General features: G+C 71.0%; 17 protein-coding genes. 12 read left to right on the top strand and 5 right to left on the bottom strand.

Annotated features, from left to right (window positions below; all coding sequences use genetic code 11):
* From L2I40_RS04595 to L2I40_RS04585, 3 genes are all read left to right on the top strand, one after another.
* Positions 1-1,003: YihY/virulence factor BrkB family protein (locus L2I40_RS04595; protein WP_308116407.1), on the top strand; the 1,003-nt coding region annotated here is incomplete at its 5' end.
* A 162-nt stretch (positions 1,004-1,165) separates the two neighbouring features.
* The gene (locus tag L2I40_RS04590; protein WP_237213691.1) at positions 1,166-2,137 is read left to right on the top strand and encodes a Bug family tripartite tricarboxylate transporter substrate binding protein; all 972 of its coding nucleotides are present in this window, start codon (positions 1,166-1,168) and stop codon (positions 2,135-2,137) included.
* A gap of 143 nt (positions 2,138-2,280) precedes the next feature.
* Positions 2,281-3,669: an ABC transporter substrate-binding protein gene (locus L2I40_RS04585; protein ID WP_237213690.1), complete on the top strand. Its 1,389-nt coding sequence runs from the start codon at positions 2,281-2,283 to the stop codon at positions 3,667-3,669.
* Here L2I40_RS04585 and L2I40_RS04580 read toward each other — a convergent pair.
* The 4 genes from L2I40_RS04580 to L2I40_RS04565 all read right to left on the bottom strand — a co-directional run bounded on the left by L2I40_RS04580 (position 3,666) and on the right by L2I40_RS04565 (position 7,606).
* Positions 3,666-4,436 (bottom strand): ABC transporter permease, encoded by a 771-nt coding sequence (locus L2I40_RS04580; protein ID WP_237213689.1) that lies wholly within the window; start codon positions 4,434-4,436, stop codon positions 3,666-3,668. The two genes, L2I40_RS04585 and L2I40_RS04580, sit on opposite strands and share 4 nt — an antisense overlap.
* Positions 4,436-5,500, bottom strand: coding sequence for an ABC transporter permease (locus L2I40_RS04575; protein ID WP_237213688.1), 1,065 nt, complete (start codon positions 5,498-5,500; stop codon positions 4,436-4,438). The genes L2I40_RS04580 and L2I40_RS04575 overlap by 1 nt, the downstream gene beginning before the upstream one ends.
* Before the next feature lie 121 nt (positions 5,501-5,621).
* Positions 5,622-6,644, bottom strand: coding sequence for an extracellular solute-binding protein (locus L2I40_RS04570; RefSeq protein ID WP_237213687.1), 1,023 nt, complete (start codon positions 6,642-6,644; stop codon positions 5,622-5,624).
* Positions 6,641-7,606: an aminotransferase class IV gene (locus L2I40_RS04565; protein WP_237213686.1), complete on the bottom strand. Its 966-nt coding sequence runs from the start codon at positions 7,604-7,606 to the stop codon at positions 6,641-6,643. Before L2I40_RS04565 ends, L2I40_RS04570 begins: the two co-directional genes overlap by 4 nt.
* Before the next feature lie 94 nt (positions 7,607-7,700).
* Here L2I40_RS04565 and L2I40_RS04560 point away from each other — a divergent pair, with 94 nt between their 5' ends.
* Positions 7,701-9,131, top strand: a complete 1,431-nt coding sequence (locus L2I40_RS04560) for an NAD(P)-binding domain-containing protein (protein WP_237213685.1) — start codon at positions 7,701-7,703, stop codon at positions 9,129-9,131.
* A 270-nt stretch (positions 9,132-9,401) separates the two neighbouring features.
* Here L2I40_RS04560 and L2I40_RS04555 read toward each other — a convergent pair whose 3' ends face one another.
* The gene (locus L2I40_RS04555; protein ID WP_237213684.1) at positions 9,402-10,475 is read right to left on the bottom strand and encodes a helix-turn-helix transcriptional regulator; all 1,074 of its coding nucleotides are present in this window, start codon (positions 10,473-10,475) and stop codon (positions 9,402-9,404) included.
* A 426-nt stretch (positions 10,476-10,901) separates the two neighbouring features.
* On the opposite strand from L2I40_RS04555, the gene L2I40_RS04550 reads away from it, so the two are divergent.
* The 8 genes from L2I40_RS04550 (at position 10,902) to L2I40_RS04515 (ending at position 22,350) form a co-directional block, all read left to right on the top strand.
* Entirely contained in the window at positions 10,902-11,573 is a 672-nt protein-coding gene (locus tag L2I40_RS04550; protein WP_237213683.1) for a sensor histidine kinase, read from the top strand.
* Complete coding sequence (locus L2I40_RS04545) at positions 11,512-12,306, top strand: response regulator transcription factor (RefSeq protein WP_237213682.1); 795 nt, start codon at positions 11,512-11,514, stop codon at positions 12,304-12,306. Before L2I40_RS04550 ends, L2I40_RS04545 begins: the two co-directional genes overlap by 62 nt.
* Positions 12,307-12,433: 127 nt before the next feature.
* Positions 12,434-13,957, top strand: a complete 1,524-nt coding sequence (locus L2I40_RS04540; RefSeq protein ID WP_237213681.1) for a patatin-like phospholipase family protein — start codon at positions 12,434-12,436, stop codon at positions 13,955-13,957.
* A 150-nt stretch (positions 13,958-14,107) separates the two neighbouring features.
* Entirely contained in the window at positions 14,108-16,864 is a 2,757-nt protein-coding gene (locus L2I40_RS04535) for a beta-eliminating lyase-related protein (protein WP_237213680.1), read from the top strand.
* Between the two features lie 13 nt (positions 16,865-16,877).
* On the top strand, positions 16,878-18,578 hold the full coding sequence (locus L2I40_RS04530) for an aspartate:alanine exchanger family transporter (RefSeq protein ID WP_237213679.1): 1,701 nt from the start codon (positions 16,878-16,880) through the stop codon (positions 18,576-18,578).
* Between the two features lie 24 nt (positions 18,579-18,602).
* Entirely contained in the window at positions 18,603-19,757 is a 1,155-nt protein-coding gene (locus tag L2I40_RS04525) for an HlyD family secretion protein (protein WP_237213678.1), read from the top strand.
* Complete coding sequence (locus L2I40_RS04520; protein WP_237213677.1) at positions 19,747-20,742, top strand: DUF2955 domain-containing protein; 996 nt, start codon at positions 19,747-19,749, stop codon at positions 20,740-20,742. Before L2I40_RS04525 ends, L2I40_RS04520 begins: the two co-directional genes overlap by 11 nt.
* Positions 20,743-22,350: an MFS transporter gene (locus tag L2I40_RS04515; RefSeq protein ID WP_237213676.1), complete on the top strand. Its 1,608-nt coding sequence runs from the start codon at positions 20,743-20,745 to the stop codon at positions 22,348-22,350.
* Positions 22,351-22,528: the final 178 nt, after the last annotated feature.

Here is a 22,528-nt window from a genome sequence, read left to right as displayed (position 1 = left end):
GGCGCGCGTCCAGGCCCGCGACGAGCGCGGCGCGCGCCTGCCCGGGGGCAAGGAGGCCGCCGACGGCGCCCCGGGCCGCGCGGCGGAGACGCCGCAGGAGATCCCGGCCCGCGGCTGGTGGCAGATCCTCAGGCGCACCCTGAGCCAGGCGATGGAGGACAGGCTGCTGACCGAGGCGGCCGGCGTGACCTTCTACGTGCTCCTGGCGCTGTTCCCGGCGATCGCCGCGCTCGTTTCGCTCTACGGCCTGGTCGCCGACCCGGCGCAGATCGAGCAGCACCTGCGCGTCCTGTCCGGCGTCGTCCCCGGCGGCGGGATGGACCTGATCGAGGAACAGGTGCGGCGGGTGACGCGGAACTCGACCGGTGCGCTCGGCTTCGGTGCGGTCCTGGGCCTGGCCCTGTCGCTCTGGAGCGCGAACCAGGCGACCAAGGCGCTCTTCGACGCGCTGAACGTCGTGTACGAGGAGAGGGAGAAGCGGAGCTTCGTGCGCCTGACGCTGACGACGCTCGCCTTCACGCTCGGCGGGCTGGCCTTCGCGATCGTCGCCATGGCCGCGGTGCTCGTGCTGCCGGTGGTGTTCGGCGTGATCGGCCTGGGCGGCACGATCGAATGGATCCTGCGCGTCGGGCGCTGGCCGCTGCTGATCGCCCTCGTCGCGCTGCTGCTCGCCGCGCTCTACCGCTTCGGACCGAGCCGGGAGAATGCCCGGTGGCGCTGGGTGAGCTGGGGCAGCGTGCTGGCCGCCGCCGTATGGCTCGCGGGCTCGCTCGGCTTCTCCTGGTATGTCGAGAGCTTCGGCAGCTACAACGAAACCTACGGATCGCTCGGCGCGGTCATCGGCTTCATGACCTGGATCTGGATCTCCTCGGCCGTCGTGCTGCTCGGCGGCGAACTGAACGCGGAGATGGAGCACCAGACGGCGCGGGACACGACGACCGGGCCGGAGCAGCCGCGGGGGAGGCGGGGTGCCGAGATGGCGGACCGGGTCGCCGGCGCGTAGCGCCTCGGGGCGCTGCGCGGCCCAAGGACCGGGCGACGGCTGCGCGATCCGCGTGCAGCCGTGCCTGTCGCCGCCCCTGGACCGGCCGGCGGATGCGAAGCTGGCGGTTGCACGCGCCGCCGCCCTGTCGGACAGTTTCGCCGGCGACAGGGAGAGCGGACGATGACGGGGATCTCGCGACGCGGATTGCTGGGCGCGGCGGCGCTGCTGCCGGTGCCGGCGCTGGCGCAAGGGACGCCGGGGGGCGCCTTTCCGGACCGGCCGATCCGGCTGATCATGCCGTTCCCCGCCGGCGGCTCCTCCGACACCCATGCGCGCGCCTTCGCGGACGCGATGAGCCGCGAACTGCCGCAGCGGATCGTGGTGGACAACCGGTCGGGCGCGGGCGGCAACATCGGCGTTGACGCGGCGGCGAAGAGCCCGGCGGATGGCTACACGCTGCTCGCGACGGGGCCGAACATCATCAACACGCGCTATCTGATCCGCGACACGCCGTTCCGCTGGGAGCGCGACTTCGACCCGCTGGGGATGATGTTCTCCGCGCCCAACGTGCTGGTGGTGCACCCGAGCGTGCCGGCGCGGACGGTGCCGGAGTTCATCGCGCATGTGCGGGCCAATCCGGGCCGGCTGAACTTCGGCTCGGCCGGCGCGGGCGGGTCGATCCATCTCTCGGCCGAGATGTTCATGGAGATGACGGGCACGCAGATGGTGCACGTGCCGTACCGCGGCGATGCGCTGCTGCGGGCGGACCTGACCACGGGGGCGATCCAGGTGCTGTTCGGCGGCATCACCACGGCGCTGGAGCCGATCCGGGCCGGGCAGTGGCGGGCGCTCGGCGTGACGGGCCCGACGCGCTGGCCGGCACTGCCCGACCTGCCGACGGTGGCGGAGACGCTGCCGGGCTACAGCGTGACGAGCTGGATGGGGCTGTTCGCGCCGAAGGGCGTCCCGGCGCCCGTGGTGGCGCGGCTGCGCGAGGCCTTCGACAAGGTGATGGCCAACCCGGCGAATGTGGCCGAGTTCGAGAAGCTCGGCGTGCAGGTGACGCCGTCGAGCGCCGCGCAGCACCTGGCCTTCATGCAGAACGAGGAGCGGAGGTGGGCGCCGATCCTGAGCAAGATCGAGCCGGCTTAGAGTGCCTCAAGCGCCGGCGCCCGCATCCGCGGGCTTGGCTTGCGCGCCGCAGACATGGTGCGCTTGATGCGCTGATGGTCGCGGCGCGGGGCCGCATTCGCGGCCGATCCTTGTGGGTCGGCTTCGTTCTTGTGAGGTAGCTCTTGCGCCATCTGCGCCTTGCGGCCGAGACGTGCCGCTTCCTGCCGCCCGCGCGCGTCACCGATGCGGCCGCGACGCTGACCCTGCAGATGCTGGTGTTCGAGCCGCTGCTGCGCTGGACGGATGGCGGGCGCGTGGTCCCTGCCCTGTTCTCGCACTGGGATGTCGAGGAGGACGGGCGGCGCTGGACCTTCCACATCCGGGACGGCGCGCGCTTCCACGACGGCGTGGCGGTCGAGGCGCAGCACGTCTTGGACACGATCGAGGGCATCCTCGGCTCGGTCGACATGTTCGGGATGAAGTGGTCCTACAGCCGCTACCTGCGCGACGCGCGGATCACCGCGCCGACGCGCACCAGCCTGCGGGTCGAGAACCCCGAGCCCTTCGCCGACATCCTCGACGTCCTCGCCGAGTTCGTTCTGGTGCGTGCCGATGCGGCGGGCGCGCCGGTGCTCGGCACCGGACCCTATCGCGTCGAGAGCTTCGTGCCGGAGCAGTCCGCGGACCTGCGGCGCGTCGGCGACACGCCGGGGCCGGAGCGCATCACGGTGCTGGCGACCCCGGGGCACGAGGCGCGGATCGCGGCGCTGGTCGCGGGCGAGGTCGATGTCGGCATGCAGCTGGAACGCGAGGCCGCGAATGAGCGCGAGGCGGCGCTGGAGTGGGGGCGCGGGCTGAACGGGCTCTCCGTGATGCACTACCTCAATTGCTTCGAGGGCGCCTTCGCCTCGCCCGAGGCCAGGCTGGCGATCAACCTGGCGGTGGACCGGCAGGCGATCCTGGACGGGCTGCTGCACGGGCTCGGCGTGCTGTCGGCAACCGTCGTCAGCCCGCTGCACATGGGCGGGCGCGCGGCCGAGCTTTCCCCCCTGCCCTACGATCCGGAGCGCGCGAAGCGGCTGTTCGAAGCGGCGAGGGTGAGCGGGCCGCTCACGCTGCGCACGCCGCTGACGCTGCCGGAACGCGCGAAGGAGGTGACGGAGGCGGTGGCGGAGGCGCTGAACCGCTGCGGCGTGGCGACCCGGATCGAGGTGCAGGCGGACCGGCCGGAATATGCGCGGGAGGTCGGGCGGAAGGTGATCGGCGACGTCGCGATCTTCGACAGCTCGCCGCGCTCCACCTTCCGCGTGCTGGACGACAAGATCTCCTCGGCCAACCGCGCGGTGTGGTGGCAGGGCTACCATGACGAGGAGGTGCAGCGGCTGATCACGGCGGCGAACCGGACGGTCGGCGACGAGGCGCGCGATGCGGCCTATGCGGCGGTGCTGCGGCGGCTGCACGCCAACCCGCCGTGGCTCTACCTGTGGCACCCGATCGAGACCTTCGCCGCGCGGCCGGGCGCCGGGCGCTTCTCGCTTGAGGGGACGGGGATCCTCCGGATCGAAGCCTAGCGCCGGCGCAGCGCCTCGGTCAGCAGCAGGAAGGCGAAGGAAGCGAGGAACAGAAGGCTCGCGGCGGCAAGGATCGTCGGCGTCATGTATTCGCGCACGTTCGCGTACATCTGGCGCGGCAGCGTGAACTGGCCGGGGCCGGCCAGGAACAGCGTGATGACGAACTCGTCGAGCGAGGTTGCGAAGGCGAAGACGGCGCCCGCTGCGATGCCGGGCCAGATGCGCGGCAGCAGCACGCGGCGGAGCGCGAGCGACGGCGGCGCGCCGAGCGAGGCCGCGGCGCGCAGCAGCGTGGCGTCGAAGGTCGAGAGGCTCGCCAGCACGGTGATCAGCACGAAGGGCACCGCGACCACCGTATGCCCCAGCACCAGGCCGGGCAGCGTGCCCGCCAGCCCGACGGTGGAGAAGGCGAAGAACATCGCGGCCGCGGTGACGATGAAGGGGGTGACCATCGGCAGCGTGAGCAGCGCGACGAGCAGGCCGCGCGCGCGGAAATTGCCGAGGTGCAGCCCGATCGCGGCCGCCGTGCCGAGCGCGGTCGCGACCATCATCGTCGCCGTCGCGACGATCAGGCTGTTCCTGGTGGCCAGCACCCAGCGCTCGTTGCCGAAGAAGTCGGCGTACCAGCGCAGCGACAGGCCCGGCGGCGGGAAGCGGAGCAGCTCGGTCGGCGAGAAGCTGAGCCAGAGCGCGGCCAGCATCGGCGCGGTGAGAAAGGCGAGCACCAGAGCCGTGACGCCGAGCAGCAGGCCAGAGGGGCGCTGCATCAGGCGCGCACCCCAGCCGGCGTGACGCCACCCGTCAGGACACGCAGCAAGGCGATCACCGCGCCCGCCATGGCCAGCAGATAGACGGACAGCGCCGCCGACATGCCCCAGTTCACGTCGCGGTTCAGGAACTGGGCGATGAACCAGGCGACAAGCTGGTCACGCTCGCCGCCCACCAGCGCCGGCGTGATGTAGAAGCCGACGGCGAGCAGGAACGTCATCGCCCCGCCGGCGGCAACGCCTGGCAGGCTCAGCGGCAGCCAGACGCGGCGGAAGGCAAGCCAGGGCGAGGCGCCGAGCGAGGCGGCGGCCTGCAGGTGCCGGCGATCCAGCCGCGTCATGACGCCGACCATCGGCAGGATCGCGACCGGCAGCAGGACGTGGATGGTGGCCAGCAGCACGGCGAAGCGCGTGCCGACCAGTTGCAGCGGCGCATCGGCCAAGCCGAGCAGCAGCAGCGCATCGTTGATCGGCCCCTCGCGCTGGAGCAGGGCGAACCAGGCGGTGCTGCGGACCATCACCGACGACCAGAAGGGCACCAGAACCAGCAGCAGCGCGGCGGAGGACCAGGGCGGGCGCAGCGCGGCGATCGCCGCCGCGACCGGCCAGCCGAGGACCACGCAAGCGACGGTGACGATCAGGCTGACCCAGAGCGTGCGCAGGAACAGCGTCACGAAGACGGCCTGGTCAGGGGCCACCGCGCGGATCTCGCCATCCGGCGTGCGGGTCATGTCGACGGCGCGCAGAAGGTAGAGCGAAGTGGTCGGTCCGCCGGCGCGGCGGATCAGCTTCCAGGTCTCCGCCTCGCTCCAGCGGGCATCGAGCGCGGGCAGGGTCTGCGCATAGGGGGCGGCGAGGCGTGGCGCGGCACGCGCGGTGCGCAGCAGCAGCGCGCGCATGCCGGGCTGCTCGAAGTTGAGGCGCTGCGAGACGTCGCCGATCCGGCGTTCCTCGAGCGCCGCGGCGAGTTCGTCGGCGAGGGCGGCGAAGGCAGCCTCGGGCGGCAGGTCGCGGCCATCCCAGGCGGCGAGCGCGGCGCGGGTGCGCGGCAGCGTCTCCGCCACCTCGCGGTCGGCGACGGCCGTGAACAGCGTGACGCCGACCGGCAGCAGGAAGGCGCCGCCGATCAGCAGCAGCAGCGGCGCGAGGAGTGCGGCCGCGAGGAGGCGCTGGCGGGCGATCGGCTTACCTGTTCAGCCAGGCAGCGAAGCGCTGCTCGAGATCGGGGCCCTGGTCGAGCCAGAACTCGGTGTCGATGCGGAGCCCCCGATCCTGGTGGTTGCTCATCATCAGCGGGTTGCGGGCGCGCACCGCCGGGTCGTTGGCGACCTCCGCCGTCACCGGGTTGATGGGCCAAAGCTCGGTCAGCGCGCGCAGCGGGGCCGGGTTGGTCATGTGCTCGATCAGCCGCATGCCGTTCGCCGCGTTGGGCGAGCCGCGCACGACCGCCCAGTAGTCGTAGCTGAAGAGCAGCGTGTCCCAATTCAGGTCGAGCCGCGCGCCGCCGCGGATCGCATTCGCGGTGCGGCCGACGAAGCCGACGGCGAAGGCGACCTCGCCGGCATTCACCAGCTCAAGCGGCTGCTGGCCGCCGGTCCAGAAATGCAGCGACGGGCGGATGCGGTCGAGGGCGGCGAAAGCGCGCTGCTGGCCGGCGGGCGTCGCCAGCACGCGATAGACCTCGGCCGCCGGCACGCCATCGCCCATCAGGGCGATCTCGAGCGTCATGCGCGCGCCGCGGCGGAGCGTGCGGCGGCCCGGGAAGCGCTGCGTGTCCCAGAATTCCTGCCAGTTGGACGGGCCGGTCGGATTGCGGTTGAGGTCGCGGAACACCGACACGCCCCAGCCGATCGCGCCCGCGCCGCAGGTCTCGGCGCCGCCGCCGAGGAACTTGGCGCGGTTCACGACGGACCAGTCGATGCGCTCGAAGATGCCGTCCTCGCAGCCGCGGATGAGGTCCGGCGCCTCCACCAGCACCACGTCCCAGGTCACGTTGCGGGCCTGCACCATCGCGCGGATGGGACCCACGTTGTAGTCGTAGGAGCTGTCGCGCACGGGCACGCCGGTGGCGCGGGTGAAGGTCTCGAACAGCGTGCGGCGCATGTGGTCCTGCAGCTGCCCGCCGCCGGCGACGACCGTCAGCTCGCGCTGCGCCAGGGCGGGTGTCGCGACCGCCAGCGCGGCCAGCAGCGTCAGCACGCGGATCATCGTGTCGTCTCCTGGCCCGCGGCCGCAGCGGCCGGCGTGATGTGCCAGCCGGCATTCTTCCGCGCGTAATACGTATTGAGCAAGCGGGCCGTCACGGGCCCGGGCACGCCGGCGCCGACCGGCGCACCGTCCAGCCGCGTCACCGGGAACAGGCCGCAGGAGGTGGCGGTGAGGAAGACCTCCTCCGCGCGGCGCAATTCCTCCGGCATCAGGCGGCCGTAGCGGGCCGGGATGCCGAGTTCGGCGGCGATCTCGAACATGGTGCGGCAGGAGATGCCGGGCAGCACGTTGTCGGCCGGGGAGACCAGCGCGCCGTCCAGCAGGGCAACGACGTTGAAGCCCGGCGCCTCCGCCACGCTGCCGTCGGGCGCGAGCAGGATCGGCACGTCGGCGCCGGCATCCTTGGCGGCGAAGGTGGCGCGCTGGAAGTCGCCCCAATGGCTGTTCTTCCAGTGCGGGTTCACCGAGGCGGCGGCGATGCGCGGGACGTCGGCCACCACCATCGCGTGCAGGCCGCGGCGCATCTCAGCGGGCTGGCCGCGCAGGATCAGCGGCGTCACTGTCGCGAAGAAGCGGTGCGCTACGTGCCGCGCCGGATCGCGCGTACCGGGCACAGCGGTGCCACGTGTGCAGGCGAAGTAGACCAGTGTGTCCGACAACCCGCTGCGCAGCACGAGATCGCCGAGGCGCCGCCGCAGCCCCGCGCGGTCCAGGCCGGGATCGAGCCGGAGGCCGGCGCAGGAGGCAAGGAAGCGGTCGAGATGCTCCTCCAGCCGGAAGAAGCCGCCGCGCCAGGTGTGGACGACGTCGTAGGTCATGTCGGCATACATGAGGCCGAGGTCGCGCACCGGGATGCGCGCCTGGTCGAGCGGCACGACCTCGCCGTCCACCCAGGCGAGCGCCTTCGAGAAATCGGCCTTCTCGGGCGTGAGGTGGGTGGGAACGTCGAGCGCCTCGGCCATGCCCCCGGTGTTCCGCCGCGGCCGCGCCCGGTCAAGGGGTGGCGCGGCCGGAGCGCGCAGCTATATCGAAGCCGAGATCGGAACGGGACCTGCCTTGCCTGCGCCACGCACCCTTGCGGAGCTGGAAGCCGACGTCGCGCGCGACCTGGCGCTGATCGCGCATCCGCGCATGGAATGGCTGCAGCCCAAGACCTGCGGCGGCCGGCCGGTGCTGGACGTGCTGATCGTCGGTGCGGGGCAATGCGGCGTCGTCACCGGCTTCGCGCTGCTGCGCGAGAAGGTGCGGAACGTCCTGGTGATCGACCGCGCGGAAGCCGGGCGCGAGGGACCGTGGCTGACCTATGCCCGCATGCCCAACCTGCGGAGCTGGAAGGACCAGAGCGGGCCAGACCTCGGCGTGCCCTCCCTCACCTACCAGGCCTGGCACGAGGCGCAGTTCGGCACGGCGGCGTGGGAGGCGCTGCGGCTGATCCCGAAGGAGCTGTGGAACGACTACCTGCTCTGGCTGCGGCGCGTGACGGGCGTGCCGGTGCGCAACGGTGTCGAGGCCAGGCGGATCGAGCCGGCGCGCACGGATGACGGGCTGCCCTGCCTGCGCGTCGAGACCAGCGCGGGTGCGATGTTCGCGCGCAAGGTCGTGCTGGCGACGGGGCAGGAGGATGCGGGGCGCTGGTGGATGCCGGAGTTCGTCGCGTCCCTGCCCTCGGCCTTGCGCGCGCACAGCGCCGATCCGGTGGACTTCGCCGCGCTGCGCGGCAAGGTCGTCGCCGTGCTCGGCGCCGGCGCATCCGCCTTCGACAACGCGGCGACGGCGCTGGAGCACGGCGCGGCGGAGGTGCATCTGTTCTGCCGCCGGGCTGAGCCGCAGCTGGTGCAGCCCTATCGCTGGCTGACCTTCGGCGGCTTCCTGCAGAACATCCATGCCGTGCCGGATGAATGGCGCTGGCGCTTCATGGCGCATGTCCTGGGGCTGCGCGAGGCGTTTCCGCAGGACACCTGGGACCGCTGCGCGCGGCACGCGAATTTCCGGATGCATGTCGGGCGGGCCTGGACCGGGGCGCAGGTGCAGGACGGGCGCGTGGTGCTGGACACGGCGCGTGGTCCCTTCGCGGCGGATTTCCTGATGTGCGGGACGGGCGTGCGGATGGACTATGCCTCGGTGCCGACGCTCGCCGCCTTCCACGACAACATCGCGCGCTGGTCGGACCGCTACGCGCCGCCCGAGGGCGAGCGCGACGAGAGGCTGGGCGAATTCCCCTATCTCGCGCCCGACTATGCCTTCGAGGAACGCGTCGCAGGCACGACGCCCTGGATCCGCGACATCCACCTCTTCGGCATCGCGACCAGCCTGTCCTTCGGGCCGGCGGGCTCCTCGATCAACGCGATGGTCTATGCGGTGCCGCGGCTGGCGCAGGGGATCATCCGGGGGCTGTTCGAGGCGGACCTGCCGCGGCTGTGGGAGGACTACCGGCGGTACGACGTGAAGATCGCGGAGATCGATCCGCGTCGGCTGGCGGCGGAGTAGGCGAGCGGGAGGGGTTCGGGGAGCCTGGACCCGCCTTTACCGAACAGCGCTCGGTCTGCGCCGCCAGCCTTGCTAACTGTGATCTCCCGAAGCTCTGGACGCTGCAAATCGCGGACCAACACCGCTTTATGCCGGACGATCCGTAGATGCTGGCGTGGTGTCGTATTTGTTCGATAATATCAAAATTTTGTTGAAATTTCGCACGACGATCACGCGGTCCAGAGGGGTTTATGTCTCGCATGGGGCGCCACGGCCATTGGCATGCGGACCCTACAGCCGCGATAGCAGGCGTGTCAGAGGCAGCACGAGCGCTTCATCGGCGCCGATCGGCACGCCGGCCTGCGACAGACCGGCCAGCGCATCCGCCCGCAACTCGCGTGGCGAACAGCCGTAGCGGCGCCGGAACGCGCGGGAGAAGGCACCGGGATCGAAGAAGCCGACGCCAAGCGCGATCTCGGCGATCGAGCGAGTTTCGTCAGGAGCCAGCAACGCGCGGTGCGTCTCCCGCAGCCGGGCCGCCAGGATATAGGCGGCGACGCCACCGAGCGGCTCGAACAACCGGTAGAGCGTCGCGCGTGACACGCCCTGCGTGCGACAGAGCCAGTCGGCATCCAGTAGCGCCGAACCCAGGTTCTCGTGGATGACGCGCTTCAGCTGGGTCAGCCGCAACGCGGTGTTTCCGACGGCTCGGCGCGGCGAGCCCTCGGCCACCGTGGAGGCAGCAGCGGCGATCAGGGCGAGATAGGCGGAGGCGAGGGCGGGCGCCTCCGACCGTGGTGCCGTCTCGAGTTCCTGTGGAAGCATCGCCACGCTGTTGCCCAGCAGACGTGCGGTGGTGCCGAGCATGGGCCTGGCCCGCGCGGAATCGAGTAGCCCGGCGATGTCGGCGAAGGCGTCGCGCGGCAGGAACATGGAGACCCAGTCGCCGCCCGGCCGCACGAACTCGACCGGCTCATGCAGCGCGACGAGGAAGGGTGCGCCGGCCGGTATGACTTGCCAGGCATCGCCCACGCGCGCGCGGGTGACCGTGCGGGGGTGCACCAGCAGCAACCAATGGTCGATCGCATCCCGCCGCAGCCGCTGCGGCGTGCGCAGCCACTCCAGACTGGGCGCCCTGCCGTGCTGCACGGCGATCCGGCCGATCTGCCAGGTGCGCTGCCGGGTCGCGAAGCCAGCGCCGGCCGTCGGGCCCGGTACGCGATCGACGATGCCGCCCTGCGTGTCGCAGAACGCCTCGAACTGCTGTTCCGGCGGCAGCCCCTCCGTCGAAACCTCATGCATCGGCAGCAGATCGGAAGCGGCGAGGCCAGAAACTGCGACCATTCGTCTCATCCCGGCGCCCACGAGGTCGTTCCCTCGGGCTCCTCCGGCGTAGGCCGAGCGGGAAGGCGCGCTCAAGCAGGAAACGGTTCGATCACGAATTTTTCAACCTGTGGCTGCGCCAGATGGCGACCATGCTCCGGAGAGGTGCATGGCCGGCGAAGCCCCGGCAACTCACATGGAGTCTCACGCAATCAACAGGCTGTCCCGCGCGCAAGATCGCGCTGGCCTGCCTTCATCGGGACCCTCATCCTTGTTCCGGAAACTCCGTGAAGGCTTGTCATGCAGACCGGCGACCGACTGCTCCGCGACGGCGGCGATCGGCCGGAAGGGAGAGCATCGCGGCATCTTCCCGTGCCCGATCACGCCAGACGTCCGCCGGCACCGGCGGCCCGGCCGGAGGGGACCAGCGCCCAGCGGCGCCGGGCTGCGTCGCCGCCCCTCGCCCGAGTGGTCGCCGCAAGCCAGGTCCTGGCCTGGCAGGATGCGGAACGCCGCCGCATCGCACGGGAACTGCACGACTGCACCGTGCAGGACATCGCCGCGGCAGTCATCGAACTCGACCATGTGGCCGGCGCCCTTCCGACCACCTGCGGCCAAGCCGCGCTTGCCCGGGCGAGGAGGCTGCTGACCCGCTCGATCGAGGATCTGCGCACGCTTTCCTACACGCTGCACCCGCCTTTCCTCGACGAGTTCGGCTTCGCCACGGCGCTCGAGACCTTCGCGGAGGGCTTCGCCCGGCTACGCGGATTGGTCTGCGACATCATGGTGGACAGGGACGCCGCGCGCGTCGTCCCGCCCGAGATCGCGGTGGCGCTGATCCGGGTCGCACAGGAAGCCTTCGCCAACGCCCATCGCCACGGTGGCGCGAGCCGCCTGACGGTGCGGTTCCACCCTGTCCTCGACCGGGGCGTGGAGCTGCAGATCGCCGACAACGGCACCGGCTTCGTCATGCGTGAGCCTGGAGAAGCCGCGACGGGCGTCGGCATCCCCGGCATGCAGGCGCGCATGCGCCAGCTCGGCGGCAAGCTGCGGATCCGCTCCGATCGCAACGGAACGCATGTCGTGGCGGAGGCCCCCCTTCACCCGGCCCCTCAAGCCCGCGCTGGTAGTCTTCCCTGACACAACAGGGATGAATCCCAATGCCGCCCCGCACGCGCCGCCTGTAGCGTCCTCCTGGAACAGGAGCGGTCGCGAGGGCCGCAAGACGATGCTGCGCATTCTGCTGGCCGATGACCACGAGGTGGTGCGCCAGGGGCTGCGGCTGCTGCTCCAGCGCCAGGAAGGCTGGGAGATCTGCGGAGAGGCCACGACGGGCCGCGAGGCCGTCGCCATGGCCAGCGAGCTCAAGCCCGATGTCGCCGTGCTGGATGTCGCCATGCCGGAACTGAACGGGCTGGATGCCACGCGCCAGATCCGCAAGGCGAGCCCGCGCACCGAGGTGCTCGCCTTCACCATGCACGAATCCGAGGCGCTCGTGAGGGAGGCGCTGGCCGCGGGCGCCAAGGGCTACCTGCTGAAATCCGATGCCGGCCGACACGTCGTCGCCGCCGTCGAGGCGCTGGCCGCGGGCAAGACCTATTTCAACGCGAAAGTCTCCGCGACGATCGTCGAAGGCTTCCTGCGCAGCGGCGCCGCGAGCCCATCCTCGCCGGACCAGCAGTTCACGTCGCGCGAGCGGGAGGTGATGCAGCTGCTCGCCGAGGGGCGCAGCAACAAGGAGGTCGCTACACGTCTCGCGATCAGCGTCAAGACGGCGGAGGCGCACCGCGCGGCGATCATGCGCAAGCTGCGCGCGCGATCATTGGCCGACGTGGTGCGCTACGCGGTGCGCAACGGCATCACGCCGCCCTGAGGATAAGGGGTTCCCCGCAGCCCGCTCAGGGATCTGCCCGATAGGGGACCCGATCTCTCCCCAGCAGAATGCCGGGCGCCCCGCACGCCGCATGGCGTGAACGACGGGCCGGAAAGGAGATCCGCCAATGTCGCTCCGTCCTGCGCACCGCCCCGCCCCGCGCCGTGCGACCCTCGTCGCGCTCTTCACTGCCCTCGCCCTAGGCGCCTGCCAGACGACCGTGCCGGCGCTGAACCAGCCGCTTCCGCGCGATCCGGCAGGACGGCCCGACTATGCGCGGAACTACGGCTTCGGCTCCTTTCCCGAGCACCGGGAGACGACCGGCAGCGAGCTGATGGTGCTGCTTGCCTTCTCGGGGGGAGGCACGCGGTCTGCCGCCTTCGCACATGGCGCGCTGCGCGGCCTTCGAGCGATTCCCGTGCAAGGCCTGGGCGGCGCTGATGGGCGGACGCTGCTGAGCGAGGTGGACTACATCGCCGCCGTCTCCGGTGGCAGCTTCCCGGCCGCGCATTACGGCCTCTTCAGGGACCGGAGCTTCGAGACCTTCCCGGAGCAGTTCCTCCACCGCGACATCGAGGCATACATCTACGGCATGTTCCTGTTGCCATGGAACTGGCGCTGGATGGTGGACGACGCCTACGGCACCAACGACCGCATGGCGGAGGTCTACGACGCGCTCATGTTCCGCGGCGCGACCTTCGCCGACCTCGCACGACGCGGACCGCCGCTGATCTCGATCAATGCGACCGAGATCGCAACCGGCCTTGTCTTTCCGTTCCAGGGAACGCTGTTCGGCCTGCTCTGCTCCGACATGAGCGGCTATCCGGTGGCCCGCGCGGTCGCCGCCAGCAGCGCATACCCGGTTGTGTTCTCCGCGATCACGCTGCAGAGCCATGCGGGCGAATGTGGCGATGCGCGGCCACCCGTCTCGCCGCAGGTGGACCTTGCTGCGCCGCAGTCAGAAACCTCCCGACGGGCGCAGCTCGCGCAACTGGCGCAGCGGCTGTCGGATGCCGAGCGCACGCGCTGGGTGCACCTGATGGATGGTGGGATCGCCGACAACCTGGCCCTGCGTGGGCTGCTGAACATCCTCATCTCGCTCGACGACGAGCACGAGCTGTTCCGTGCGGCGGCGCTCCGCACGCGGCGCGTCATGGTCCTGAGCGTCGACGGACAGGCAGCGAGCGATCCCACGCTCAGCCAGCAGCGCAGCGTCGGCGGACTCATGCAGCTGTTCTCCGCCGTCTCCGGCACTCAGATCAACGCCTACAGCTTCGAGACGCTGGCGCTCGCCGAGGCGCAGGTCGAGGCGCTGGTTCGCCGCTTCCGCAGGGTGCGTTGTGCCACCGCGCCGGTGATCGGCGGCCGGCCCTGCGACGACGTGCGGGGCGAACTCGTTCACGTATCGCTCGCCGGCATCGAGGATCCGGAGCTGCGACGACGCATGCAGTCCATCCCGACCGCGCTCACCCTCCCGCGCGAAGACGTGGATGCGCTCGTGGAGGTCGGCGAGAGCCTGGTCGCGCGCCACCCCGTGCTGCAGGAACTCGCGAGGGACACGCCCGCCGCGGCGACGCCGCGCCGCTCCACGCCGCGGCCCGCCCGTCGTGGCACCACGACCGCGGCCGCGTCCCGACAGTTCGTTCCGTAGTTCCCTGTCGCGCCGTCGAGGATCGGCACCGCCGGCATGGGGAATCCACCCAATAGGCGCCTCTCCGTTCGACTGAATAGCTTCGCCGACGAGACAGCCGGCGCGGAGCGGCGCGCCGGATCCGGCGACAGGGATGGGGAGCGAGAGCAGATGGCCACGCGTGACGCCGGCGCGGAGCACGAGCCGCGTATCGATCACTTCTTCTCCACTCCCGCCGCGCGGGCCGACCGTTGGCGCGAACTCGCTAGCGTCGCGCTGCGCTGGTCGGCCGGGCAGGCCGACCGCGCACACGTCGAGAAGGCGTTCGACCAGGTGGGGCTGCACGAGGAGTTCCACGCCTACCCCGGCGGCCGGTTGATCGCGGCGCTGCGGGAAAAGCTGGCCGGGGACGGCGGCGCCGCAGCCTTCGCCGCTCTCGTGCGACGCATTTCCTCGGCGATCATCTCGCGTTCCTACAAGCATGACGACCAGCTCTGGGAGATGACGGAGGAGACGCCGGAGCCGGCTGACCGCCTGCCGCCGACCCTCGGCCATGGCCAGGGGCGGCGGCCGTACTTCGAGCTGCTGGCAGTCTCGCCCGTGCCGTCGGCGCGCTGGGCCGCGATCTCCGCCGAGATGCGCCGGCTCCGCCGTCCCGAGGATTCCTACGTCTACGAGACCGTGCCCGTCGGCAGCTTCGAGGACGCGATATGCGCCGCCGTGCTCAACCCCGACATCGCCGCAGTCGCGATCTATGAGGGTTTTCCCTACCGCTCCCGTCACGACGCCCCGCTGCTGCGCCAGATCCTGGACAGCCATGACGGCACGGCCGGCGACGAGGGCGAGATGGCGATCCGCCTGGCCGATACGCTGAAGCGGATCAGGCCCGAGCTCGACATCTACCTGCTGTCCGACCGACGGGTGGAAAAGTTGGCCGGCGACCCGCGCTCCGACTGCATCCGTCGCATCTTCTACGAGGTGGAGGAGCCGCTGGAGCTGCACCTCGCGATCCTCGAAGGCGTGCGCGACCGACACCAGACGCCGTTCTTCGACAACCTCAAGCGCTATGCGCAACGCCCGATCGGCACCTTCCACGCGCTGCCGATCGCGCGCGGCAAGTCGGTCTTCAAGTCCGACTGGATCCGCGACCTGGGCGAGTTCTACGGGATCAACCTGTTCCTCGCCGAGAGCAGCGCGACGACCGGCGGCCTCGACAGCCTGCTGGAGCCGACAGGCAACATCAAGCGCGCGCAGGAGCTGGCGGCGCGCGCCTTCGGCGCCGACCACGTCTTCTTCGTCACCAACGGCACATCGACCAGCAACAAGATGGTTCACCAGGCGCTGGTGCAGCCGGGCGACATCGTCATCCTCGACCGCAACTGCCACAAGTCGCATCACTACGGGCTGGTGCTGGCGGGTGGGCAGCCGCTCTACGTCGAGGCCTATCCGATGACGGCCTATTCGATGTACGGCGCCGTCCCGCTGCGCAGCGTGAAGCAGGCGCTGCTCGACCTGCGCGATGAAGGGCGGCTCGACCGCGTGCGGATGGTGGACCTCACCAACTGCACCTTCGACGGGCATGTGTACAATACGCGCCGGGTGATGGAGGAATGCCTGGCGATCAAGCCGGACCTCGTCTTCCTGTGGGACGAGGCGTGGTTCGGCTTCGCGCGTTGGTCGCCGTTCCTGCGTCCACGCACCGCGATGGGCGCGGCGGCCGATATCCAGCGCTGTCTGCGCGACCCGGCGTCCGTGGGGGCTTTCGAGAAGCAGCGCGCGGATCTGGGCGACAATCCATCGCGCGAAACGCTGCTGGAGACGCGGCTGATCCCCGACCCGCGCAAGGTGCGGCTGCGGGTCTACCAGACCAACTCCACGCATAAGTCCATGTCGGCGATACGCCAGGGCTCGATGGTGCTCGTCAGGGACGTCGATTTCGCGACGGTGGAAGCGCAGTTCCACGAGGCGATCTTCACCCATGCCTCGACCAGCCCGAACCAGCAGCTCATCGCCGGCCTCGACGTGGCCCGCCGGCAGATGGAGCTCGAGGGCTATGGCCTGGTGATGAACGCGATCGAGATCGCACTCGCCATCCGAACTGAGGTGAACGGCCACCCGCTGATCTCGAAATACTTCCGCGTGCTCGGCGCCGACGACATGGTGCCGGCCGAATACCGCGCGAGCGGCTTCACCGACTACCTCACACCGGGCACCACCTGGGCCGCCGCACTCAAGAGCCTGCGCGAGGACGAGTTCTGCCTCGATCCCACCCGGATGACGCTGGTCTGCGGCACGGCCGGCTTCGACGGCACGCAGTTCAAGGGGCTGCTGGCCAGCGACTACGACATCCAGATCAACAAGACCTCGCGCAACTCGGTGCTGCTGCAGTCCAACATCAACAACACCCGCAGCGACGTCGCGCACCTGATCCGTGTGCTGATGGAGATCAGCCAGAAGATCGAGGAGCGCCTGGTCCGTGGCGGCGAGTCGGAGCGCGAGGCTTTCGCCAAGCGCGTGAAGTCGCTGATGACGGATGTGCCGGACCTGCCGAACTTCAGCCGCTTCCACGATGCGTTCCGCGGCGATGCCGGCGAGCGCACGACGGAGGGCGACATGCGCAACGCCTTCTACGGCGCCTACCGGCCGGAGCTCTGCGAATACGTCCCGCTAGCCAGCGCGGAGATCGACCGTCGCCTGAAGGAAGGGCCAGAACTCGTTTCCGCGAATTTCGTGATCCCCTACCCGCCCGGCTTCCCGATCATGGTGCCCGGCCAGGTCATCACGCGCGAAACGATCGACTTCATGCGCAAGCTCGATGTGAAGGAGATCCACGGCTACGAGTCGGCGAAGGGCCTCAAGCTGCTGAAGCCGGATGCGATCTCGGCGCGCATGCGCGGCACGACGCCGCGGCGCGCGGCCGCCGAATGAGGGGGCGCGCGCCATGCAGGCCTTCTTCGAGTTCCTCTCCCACAACCCCTACATCCTGCTGTTCCTGACCGTCGGGCTGGCGGTCTGGCTCGGGCGGCAGAGCGTCGCCGGCTACGGGCTCGGCATGGTTGCCGCGGCGATCATCGTCGGATGTGGGCTTGCCGTCGCCGCCTCGGCCTTCGGCGTGACGCTGCAACTCGACAACTTTACCAAGAGCCTCTTCTACTACCTGTTCATGTACGGTGTCGGCCTGCGCGTCGGCCCCTCTTTCGTCAACAGCCTCGGCGGCGACGGGATCAAGTTCACCTTCCTCGCCGTGGTGAGCTGCGTGCTCGGTCTCGGCATCACGGTCGTCGGTTCGGTGCTGCTCGATCTTCCAGTCGGTGCCGCCGGCGGCATCCTTGCCGGCTCGCAGACCATGTCGGCGGCGATCGGCTCGGCAGAGCAGGCCGTGGCGGCAGGCGCCATCGCGCTGCCGCCCGGCACGACGCCCGAGCAGGTCAGCGCCATGATCGCGCTCTCCTACGGTATCAGCTACATCTGGGGCACCGTCGGCATCATCCTGATCACGAAGTACCTCCCGCAATGGTGGGGTGTGGATGCGCGCGCCGCTGCGGTCCGATACGAGGCGGAGCACGGCGTGGCGAGCGGCGACACGCCGACGCTGAGCGGCTGGACCCGCGCCGGGCTCCGCGCCTACCGGCTCGAGAACCCGCAATGGTCGGGCCGCACCGTCGGCGACCTGCTGCACGCCAACCCGGAGTACCGCGTGGTGAACGTGGTGCGCGACGGCGTCGCGGTCGGCACGGGCGCGGATGTGGTCCTGCAGCCGGGTGACGTGATCGCGCTCGGCGGCGCGCGGGAGACGCTGACCGAGAAGATGGGCCTCATCGGCCCCGAGGTCTCCGACCGCGTCGCGCTCGACATCCCGCTGGACCGCGCCGAGATCCTGGTGACGAACCGGGAGGTGGTCGGCCGCGAGCTCGCGAGCTTCCGCGACCAGGAGGCAGCAAACCACGTGCAGCTCCTCGGCCTCGAGCGCGGCGGGCATCCGATGCCGATCGCCCGCAACACCAAGCTCCAGCGCATGGACGTGCTCACCGTGGTCGGGCTGCGCGGCGCGATGGACCAGGCGGGCGCGCTGTTCGGCCGCATCGTGCGGCCCAGCACGGCGACCGACCTGCTGACGCTCTCCGCGGGCATGATCCTCGGCTTCCTGATCGGCCTGATCGAGTTCCCGGCCTTCGGCGCCTCGATCGGGCTCGGCAATGCGGGCGGGCTTCTGGTGGCGGGCGTCATCGTCTCCTCCGTCGCCTCGCGGCTGCGCTTCTTCGGCAACACGCCGAGTGCCGCACGGAACGTTCTCGAGGATCTCGGCCTAGTGGTCTTCGTGGCGATCGTCGGCATCAATGCAGGCGCCTCGCTGCTGGCGCAGCTGACGGGGGTACTCGCGCTCAAGATCTTCCTGGTCGGCTTCGTCGCCTGCTCGATCCCGCCCGTCGTGGTCTGGGCGATCGGCTACCACGTCTTCCGCATGAACCCGGCGGTGCTGATGGGCGGCGTGGCCGGCGCGCGCAGCCATTCCGGGCCCTGCCGCGAGGCCGCGGTCTCGATCCAGAGCAACGTGCCGTGGATCGGCTTCCCGGTGGCCTACGCGGTCTCGGGCGTGCTGCTCACCGTCTTCGGCTACTTCGCCATGATCCTCGCCTACTGAAGCAGGACCGGGAGCGAGGGACGCATGACCGAACTCCGCCGCGCGGAGGCCCTGCTGCCGGAGGAGGGGATACCTCCGGCCGGCACCCCGCCCGGACCGCCGCCGGCACCCCCTCCCCAGCGGCGGTCCGGGCGCGGGATTGGCGTGGCGCTCATCGTGCTGTTCCTGGTTGCGCTCGCCGTCCATGTGCTGCTCGATCGCGTCGCGCCCTATACTTCCGAGGCGACGCTGCAGGCGCCCGTCGTCGGCCTCGCGCCGGAAGTGTCGGGCGACATCGTGGACGTCGCGGTGCGCGACAACCAGCAGGTGCGCGCCGGCGACGTCCTGTTCCACATCGACCCCAGCCGCTTCGTCGCGGCCGTCGAGCAGGCCGAGGCGAACCTCGCCAGTGCCAGCCAGAGCGTCGGCGCCAGCACCGCCGCCCTCTCGGCCGCGGAGGCGCAGGTGCTGGAGGCACGCGCCAACCTCGTCAATGCGCGCGAGCAGTCGGCGCGCGTCATGCAGCTCGTCGAGCGTCGGGTCTATGCGGAGGCCCAAGCCGACCGCGCCCGCGCGCAGCTCGCCTCCGCCCAGGCCGGGCTGCAGCGCGCCGAGGCCGACCTCGAGGAGGCGCGGCGTCGCCTCGGCCCCGGCGGCGCCGACAACCCGCAGATCCGCGCGGCGCTTGCGCAGCTCCAGCGCGCGCGCATCGACCTCGCCTCCACCGAGGTTCGCGCGCCGGTGGATGGCTTCGTCACCAACACGGTGCTCGCGCCGGGCCAGTTCGCAACCGCCGGCCACACCGTCGCGACGATCATCGACACCGAGAGCGCCTGGGTCGTCGCGAACCTGCCGGAGAACGCGCTGGGCAACATCCGTCCGGGCGACCCGGCCGAGATCACCTTCAACGTCGCGCCGGGCCGCATCGTCGCCGGCCGCGTCGAGAGCATCGCGGCCGGCGTGACGCAGCAGATCGGCGGATCGCAGCCCGGCCTCGCCCGCGTGGCGGAACGGCGCCGCTGGCTGCGCGACACCCAGCGCATCCCGGTGCGGATCGAGTTGCTGAACCGCGAGGACATCCCCGCCTTCCGCGTCGGCTCCCGTGCCAGTGTGATCGTCATCACGCAGGAGGCGGGAGCGGCCGCCGCCGTGGCCCGGCTATGGCTGCACATCGTCGCGACGGCCAACTATGCCTTCTGACGCACGGGAGGCGCTGCGGATCGCACTCGGTTTCAGCGGCGCCTTCGTGTTTGCCGAAGCAGCGGACATCCAGCTCACCTTCATCGCGCCGCTGGTCGCCGGCACCCTCTCCGCCGGGGCGCAGCCGAGCCTGCCGGTGCTCGCCGCACTGCCGGTCATCGCCTGGGTCGCCGCCTTCGTCGCCGGGATCGCGCTGCAGGCGCTGCATGGCATGCCGCTCGTGCTGTGCATTGTCCTGTTCGGCATCTTCACGGCTGCGTTCCGGCTCTGCGAGAACGAGCGGCTGGCGCCGGTCGGGCTCATCTTCCTTGTCCTCTGCGCGATCATCCCTGATGCGCTGATCCGCGCGCCGGACCTGGCCGAGGACCTGGCGCGGTGGTGCGCGGCGAACTTCCTCTGCGCTTCCATCGCGGTCGGGCTGGCCGGGTTGCTGCTCCCGCCACGCGGGAGCGCGGCCAGGCCCCGCCTGCTTGAGCCGCCGATCAGCGCGCCGGTCGCGGCGGGCGTGCTGCTGCTCGCGGTCGTGCTCACCGCCGGCTTCCAACCGCCGGCGCCGGGCGCGGTGCTGGTCGGCGTGGTGATCGCGCTCCGGCCCGACCGCGTTCCGCCGCGGCGCGTGATCGGCGACCGGATCCTCGCTGCCTTCATCGGCGGCGCGGCGGCGGCGATCGCTTGGCAGGCCGTCTGGCTGGCGCCCGACTTGGCCGTCTTCGGGACGGTGACGCTGGCGTTGGCATGGTGCATCGCGCTGCGCATCGTCGCGCCCGGGGCGATGCGCGGCGTGGCGATGAAGTCGCTCAACGCCTTCGGCATCCTGGTCGGCCAGGGCTTCTCGATCTTCTACGACGACACCGACGAGCGGCTGTGGGTGCGGATCGCCGGTGTGCTGATCGGCGTCACCTATGCCGCGATCGCGTTGGCAGTGCTGCGGGGGATACCGCGCAGCGTGCCGGCGGCGCGCCCTACGTCAGGGGGGGCTGCGTGAGTGCCCTCCGCCGAAGCCTCCGCCCTGGCGCCCTTCCGTCACCGCCTGTTCCTCTGGCTGTGGACGGGCAACGCCGTCTCCGCGCTCGGCACCTGGATCCAGTCCACGGCCAGCGCCTGGGTGATGACGGACCTGGCGCCCGATCCGCTGATGGTCAGCCTGATCCAGGCGGCAGCGCAGCTGCCGGTGCTTCTGCTGGCTCTGCCGGCCGGCGCGCTGGCCGATGTGGTGGACCGGCGGCGCTACCTCGTCTGGACCAATCTCGGGATGCTGGTCTCGGCTGGCCTGCTGGCGGCGAGCTATGCGGCGGGGCTGGTCACTCCCTGGACGCTGCTCGCCCTGACGGCGCTGCTCGCCGCCTTCTCGGCGCTGAACAATCCGGCCTGGGCATCGTCGGTGCCGCTGACCGTTCCGCGGCAGGACCTGCCGCAGGCGCTGGTGCTGAACTCGATCGGCTTCAACGTCGCGCGCGCCATCGGGCCGGCGGTCGGCGGGCTGATCGTCGCCAGCGCCGGCGCGGCAGCGGCCTTCGCGGCGAATGCCGCGAGCTTCGCCCTCGTCGCGCTGCTGGTCGCGACCGTGCTGGCGCTGCCGCGCATGCAGGGGCTGCCCGGCGTCCCGCCGGAGCCGCCGGTTCAGGCGATGCGGCTCGGCCTGCGCTATGCGGGGGCGGAGCCGGCGGTGCGCGTCGCGCTGGTGCGCTCCGCCGCCTTCTATGCCTTCGCGAGCGCGATCTGGGCACTGCTGCCGCTCTACGTCCGCGACGTGCTGGGCCTGGCCTCGACGAGCTACGGTCTGATGCTGGGCTGCATCGGCGCGGGTGCTGTGCTTGGCGGGCTGCTCGTGCCCCGGCTGCGCAGCCTTCTGTCGCGGGACGGCTTCGTGATGGTCGCCGGCCTGCTGACCGGCGGCGCCCTGGTCCCGGTCGCGCTGCTGCCGCACCCGGCCGTCGTCGCGGCATCCATGCTGGTCTTCGGCGTCGGCTGGATCATCGGGTCCTCGAACCTGCAGACGACGGTGCAGCTTGCCTGCGCGCCCTGGGTGCGCGCGCGCGGGCTCGCGATCTACCAGGCAATCTACAATGGCGGCATGGGCCTCGGCGCGATCGGCTGGGGCTGGCTCGGAATGCATGCGGGGCTCACCGGCACCATTCTCGCCGCGGGGCTCGGCGGGATGGTGATGGCGGTCGTCGCCCGGCTGCAGGCGCTGCCGGGCGAGATCGACGATCCATCCGAGCCAGCGGCGCGGCCGCTACCCAAGCTGGACGTGCGGCAGGAAGTGCTGGCGGAGCTTGCCAGCTCGCGCCATCCGGTGCTGGTCACCATCGCCTATGTGGTGGACGCGGCGGACGTGCCCGGGTTCCGCGCGGCGATGCGCGATCTGTCCGCCGCCCGCCGGCGCGACGGCGCAGTGGCCTGGATGCTCACCCGCGATATCGAGCGCCTGGATCACTGGATCGAGGCCTTCCGTCTGCCCGACTGGCACGAGCTGCGCCGCGGCGCAGCCCGCATCAACCTGACGGACGACGCCGCCTCCGCGCGCGCCAGTGCCTTCCATCGCGGCGCAGCGCCGCCGGAGCTGCGCGTGCTGGTCGCCGATCCTCCATGACGAAGGGAGCAGCCATGGACCACGTTCGACGGCTCGGATCTGTTGTCCTGGCGAGCCTCGGTGTTGCCGCCCTCGCAGGCCCCGCGCGCGCGCAGTCGACGGAGGAGCTGCTGCGTCGCATCGAGGAGCTGCAGCGCCGTCTGGAGGAGGTGGAGTCGCGCCAGGCCGCCGCGGCGAC

This window comes from Falsiroseomonas oryziterrae, assembly GCF_021864505.1.
GTDB classification, from domain to species: domain Bacteria; phylum Pseudomonadota; class Alphaproteobacteria; order Acetobacterales; family Acetobacteraceae; genus Falsiroseomonas; species Falsiroseomonas oryziterrae.
This window is presented reverse-complemented; position numbering and strand designations above follow the sequence as displayed.

What these genes read in the sequence shown, in the direction of transcription:
- L2I40_RS04520 (WP_237213677.1), top strand. Translation starts at nt 19,747, where the DNA reads ATGCCTTCTGACGCACGGGAGGCGCTGCGGATCGCACTCGGTTTCAGC.
- L2I40_RS04590 (WP_237213691.1), top strand. Translation starts at nt 1,166, where the DNA reads ATGACGGGGATCTCGCGACGCGGATTGCTGGGCGCGGCGGCGCTGCTG.
- L2I40_RS04540 (WP_237213681.1), top strand. Translation starts at nt 12,434, where the DNA reads ATGTCGCTCCGTCCTGCGCACCGCCCCGCCCCGCGCCGTGCGACCCTC.
- L2I40_RS04535 (WP_237213680.1), top strand. Translation starts at nt 14,108, where the DNA reads ATGGCCACGCGTGACGCCGGCGCGGAGCACGAGCCGCGTATCGATCAC.
- L2I40_RS04580 (WP_237213689.1), bottom strand. Translation starts at nt 4,436, where the DNA reads ATGCAGCGCCCCTCTGGCCTGCTGCTCGGCGTCACGGCTCTGGTGCTC.
- L2I40_RS04565 (WP_237213686.1), bottom strand. Translation starts at nt 7,606, where the DNA reads ATGGCCGAGGCGCTCGACGTTCCCACCCACCTCACGCCCGAGAAGGCC.
- L2I40_RS04545 (WP_237213682.1), top strand. Translation starts at nt 11,512, where the DNA reads ATGTCGTGGCGGAGGCCCCCCTTCACCCGGCCCCTCAAGCCCGCGCTG.
- L2I40_RS04530 (WP_237213679.1), top strand. Translation starts at nt 16,878, where the DNA reads ATGCAGGCCTTCTTCGAGTTCCTCTCCCACAACCCCTACATCCTGCTG.
- L2I40_RS04525 (WP_237213678.1), top strand. Translation starts at nt 18,603, where the DNA reads ATGACCGAACTCCGCCGCGCGGAGGCCCTGCTGCCGGAGGAGGGGATA.
- L2I40_RS04570 (WP_237213687.1), bottom strand. Translation starts at nt 6,644, where the DNA reads ATGATCCGCGTGCTGACGCTGCTGGCCGCGCTGGCGGTCGCGACACCC.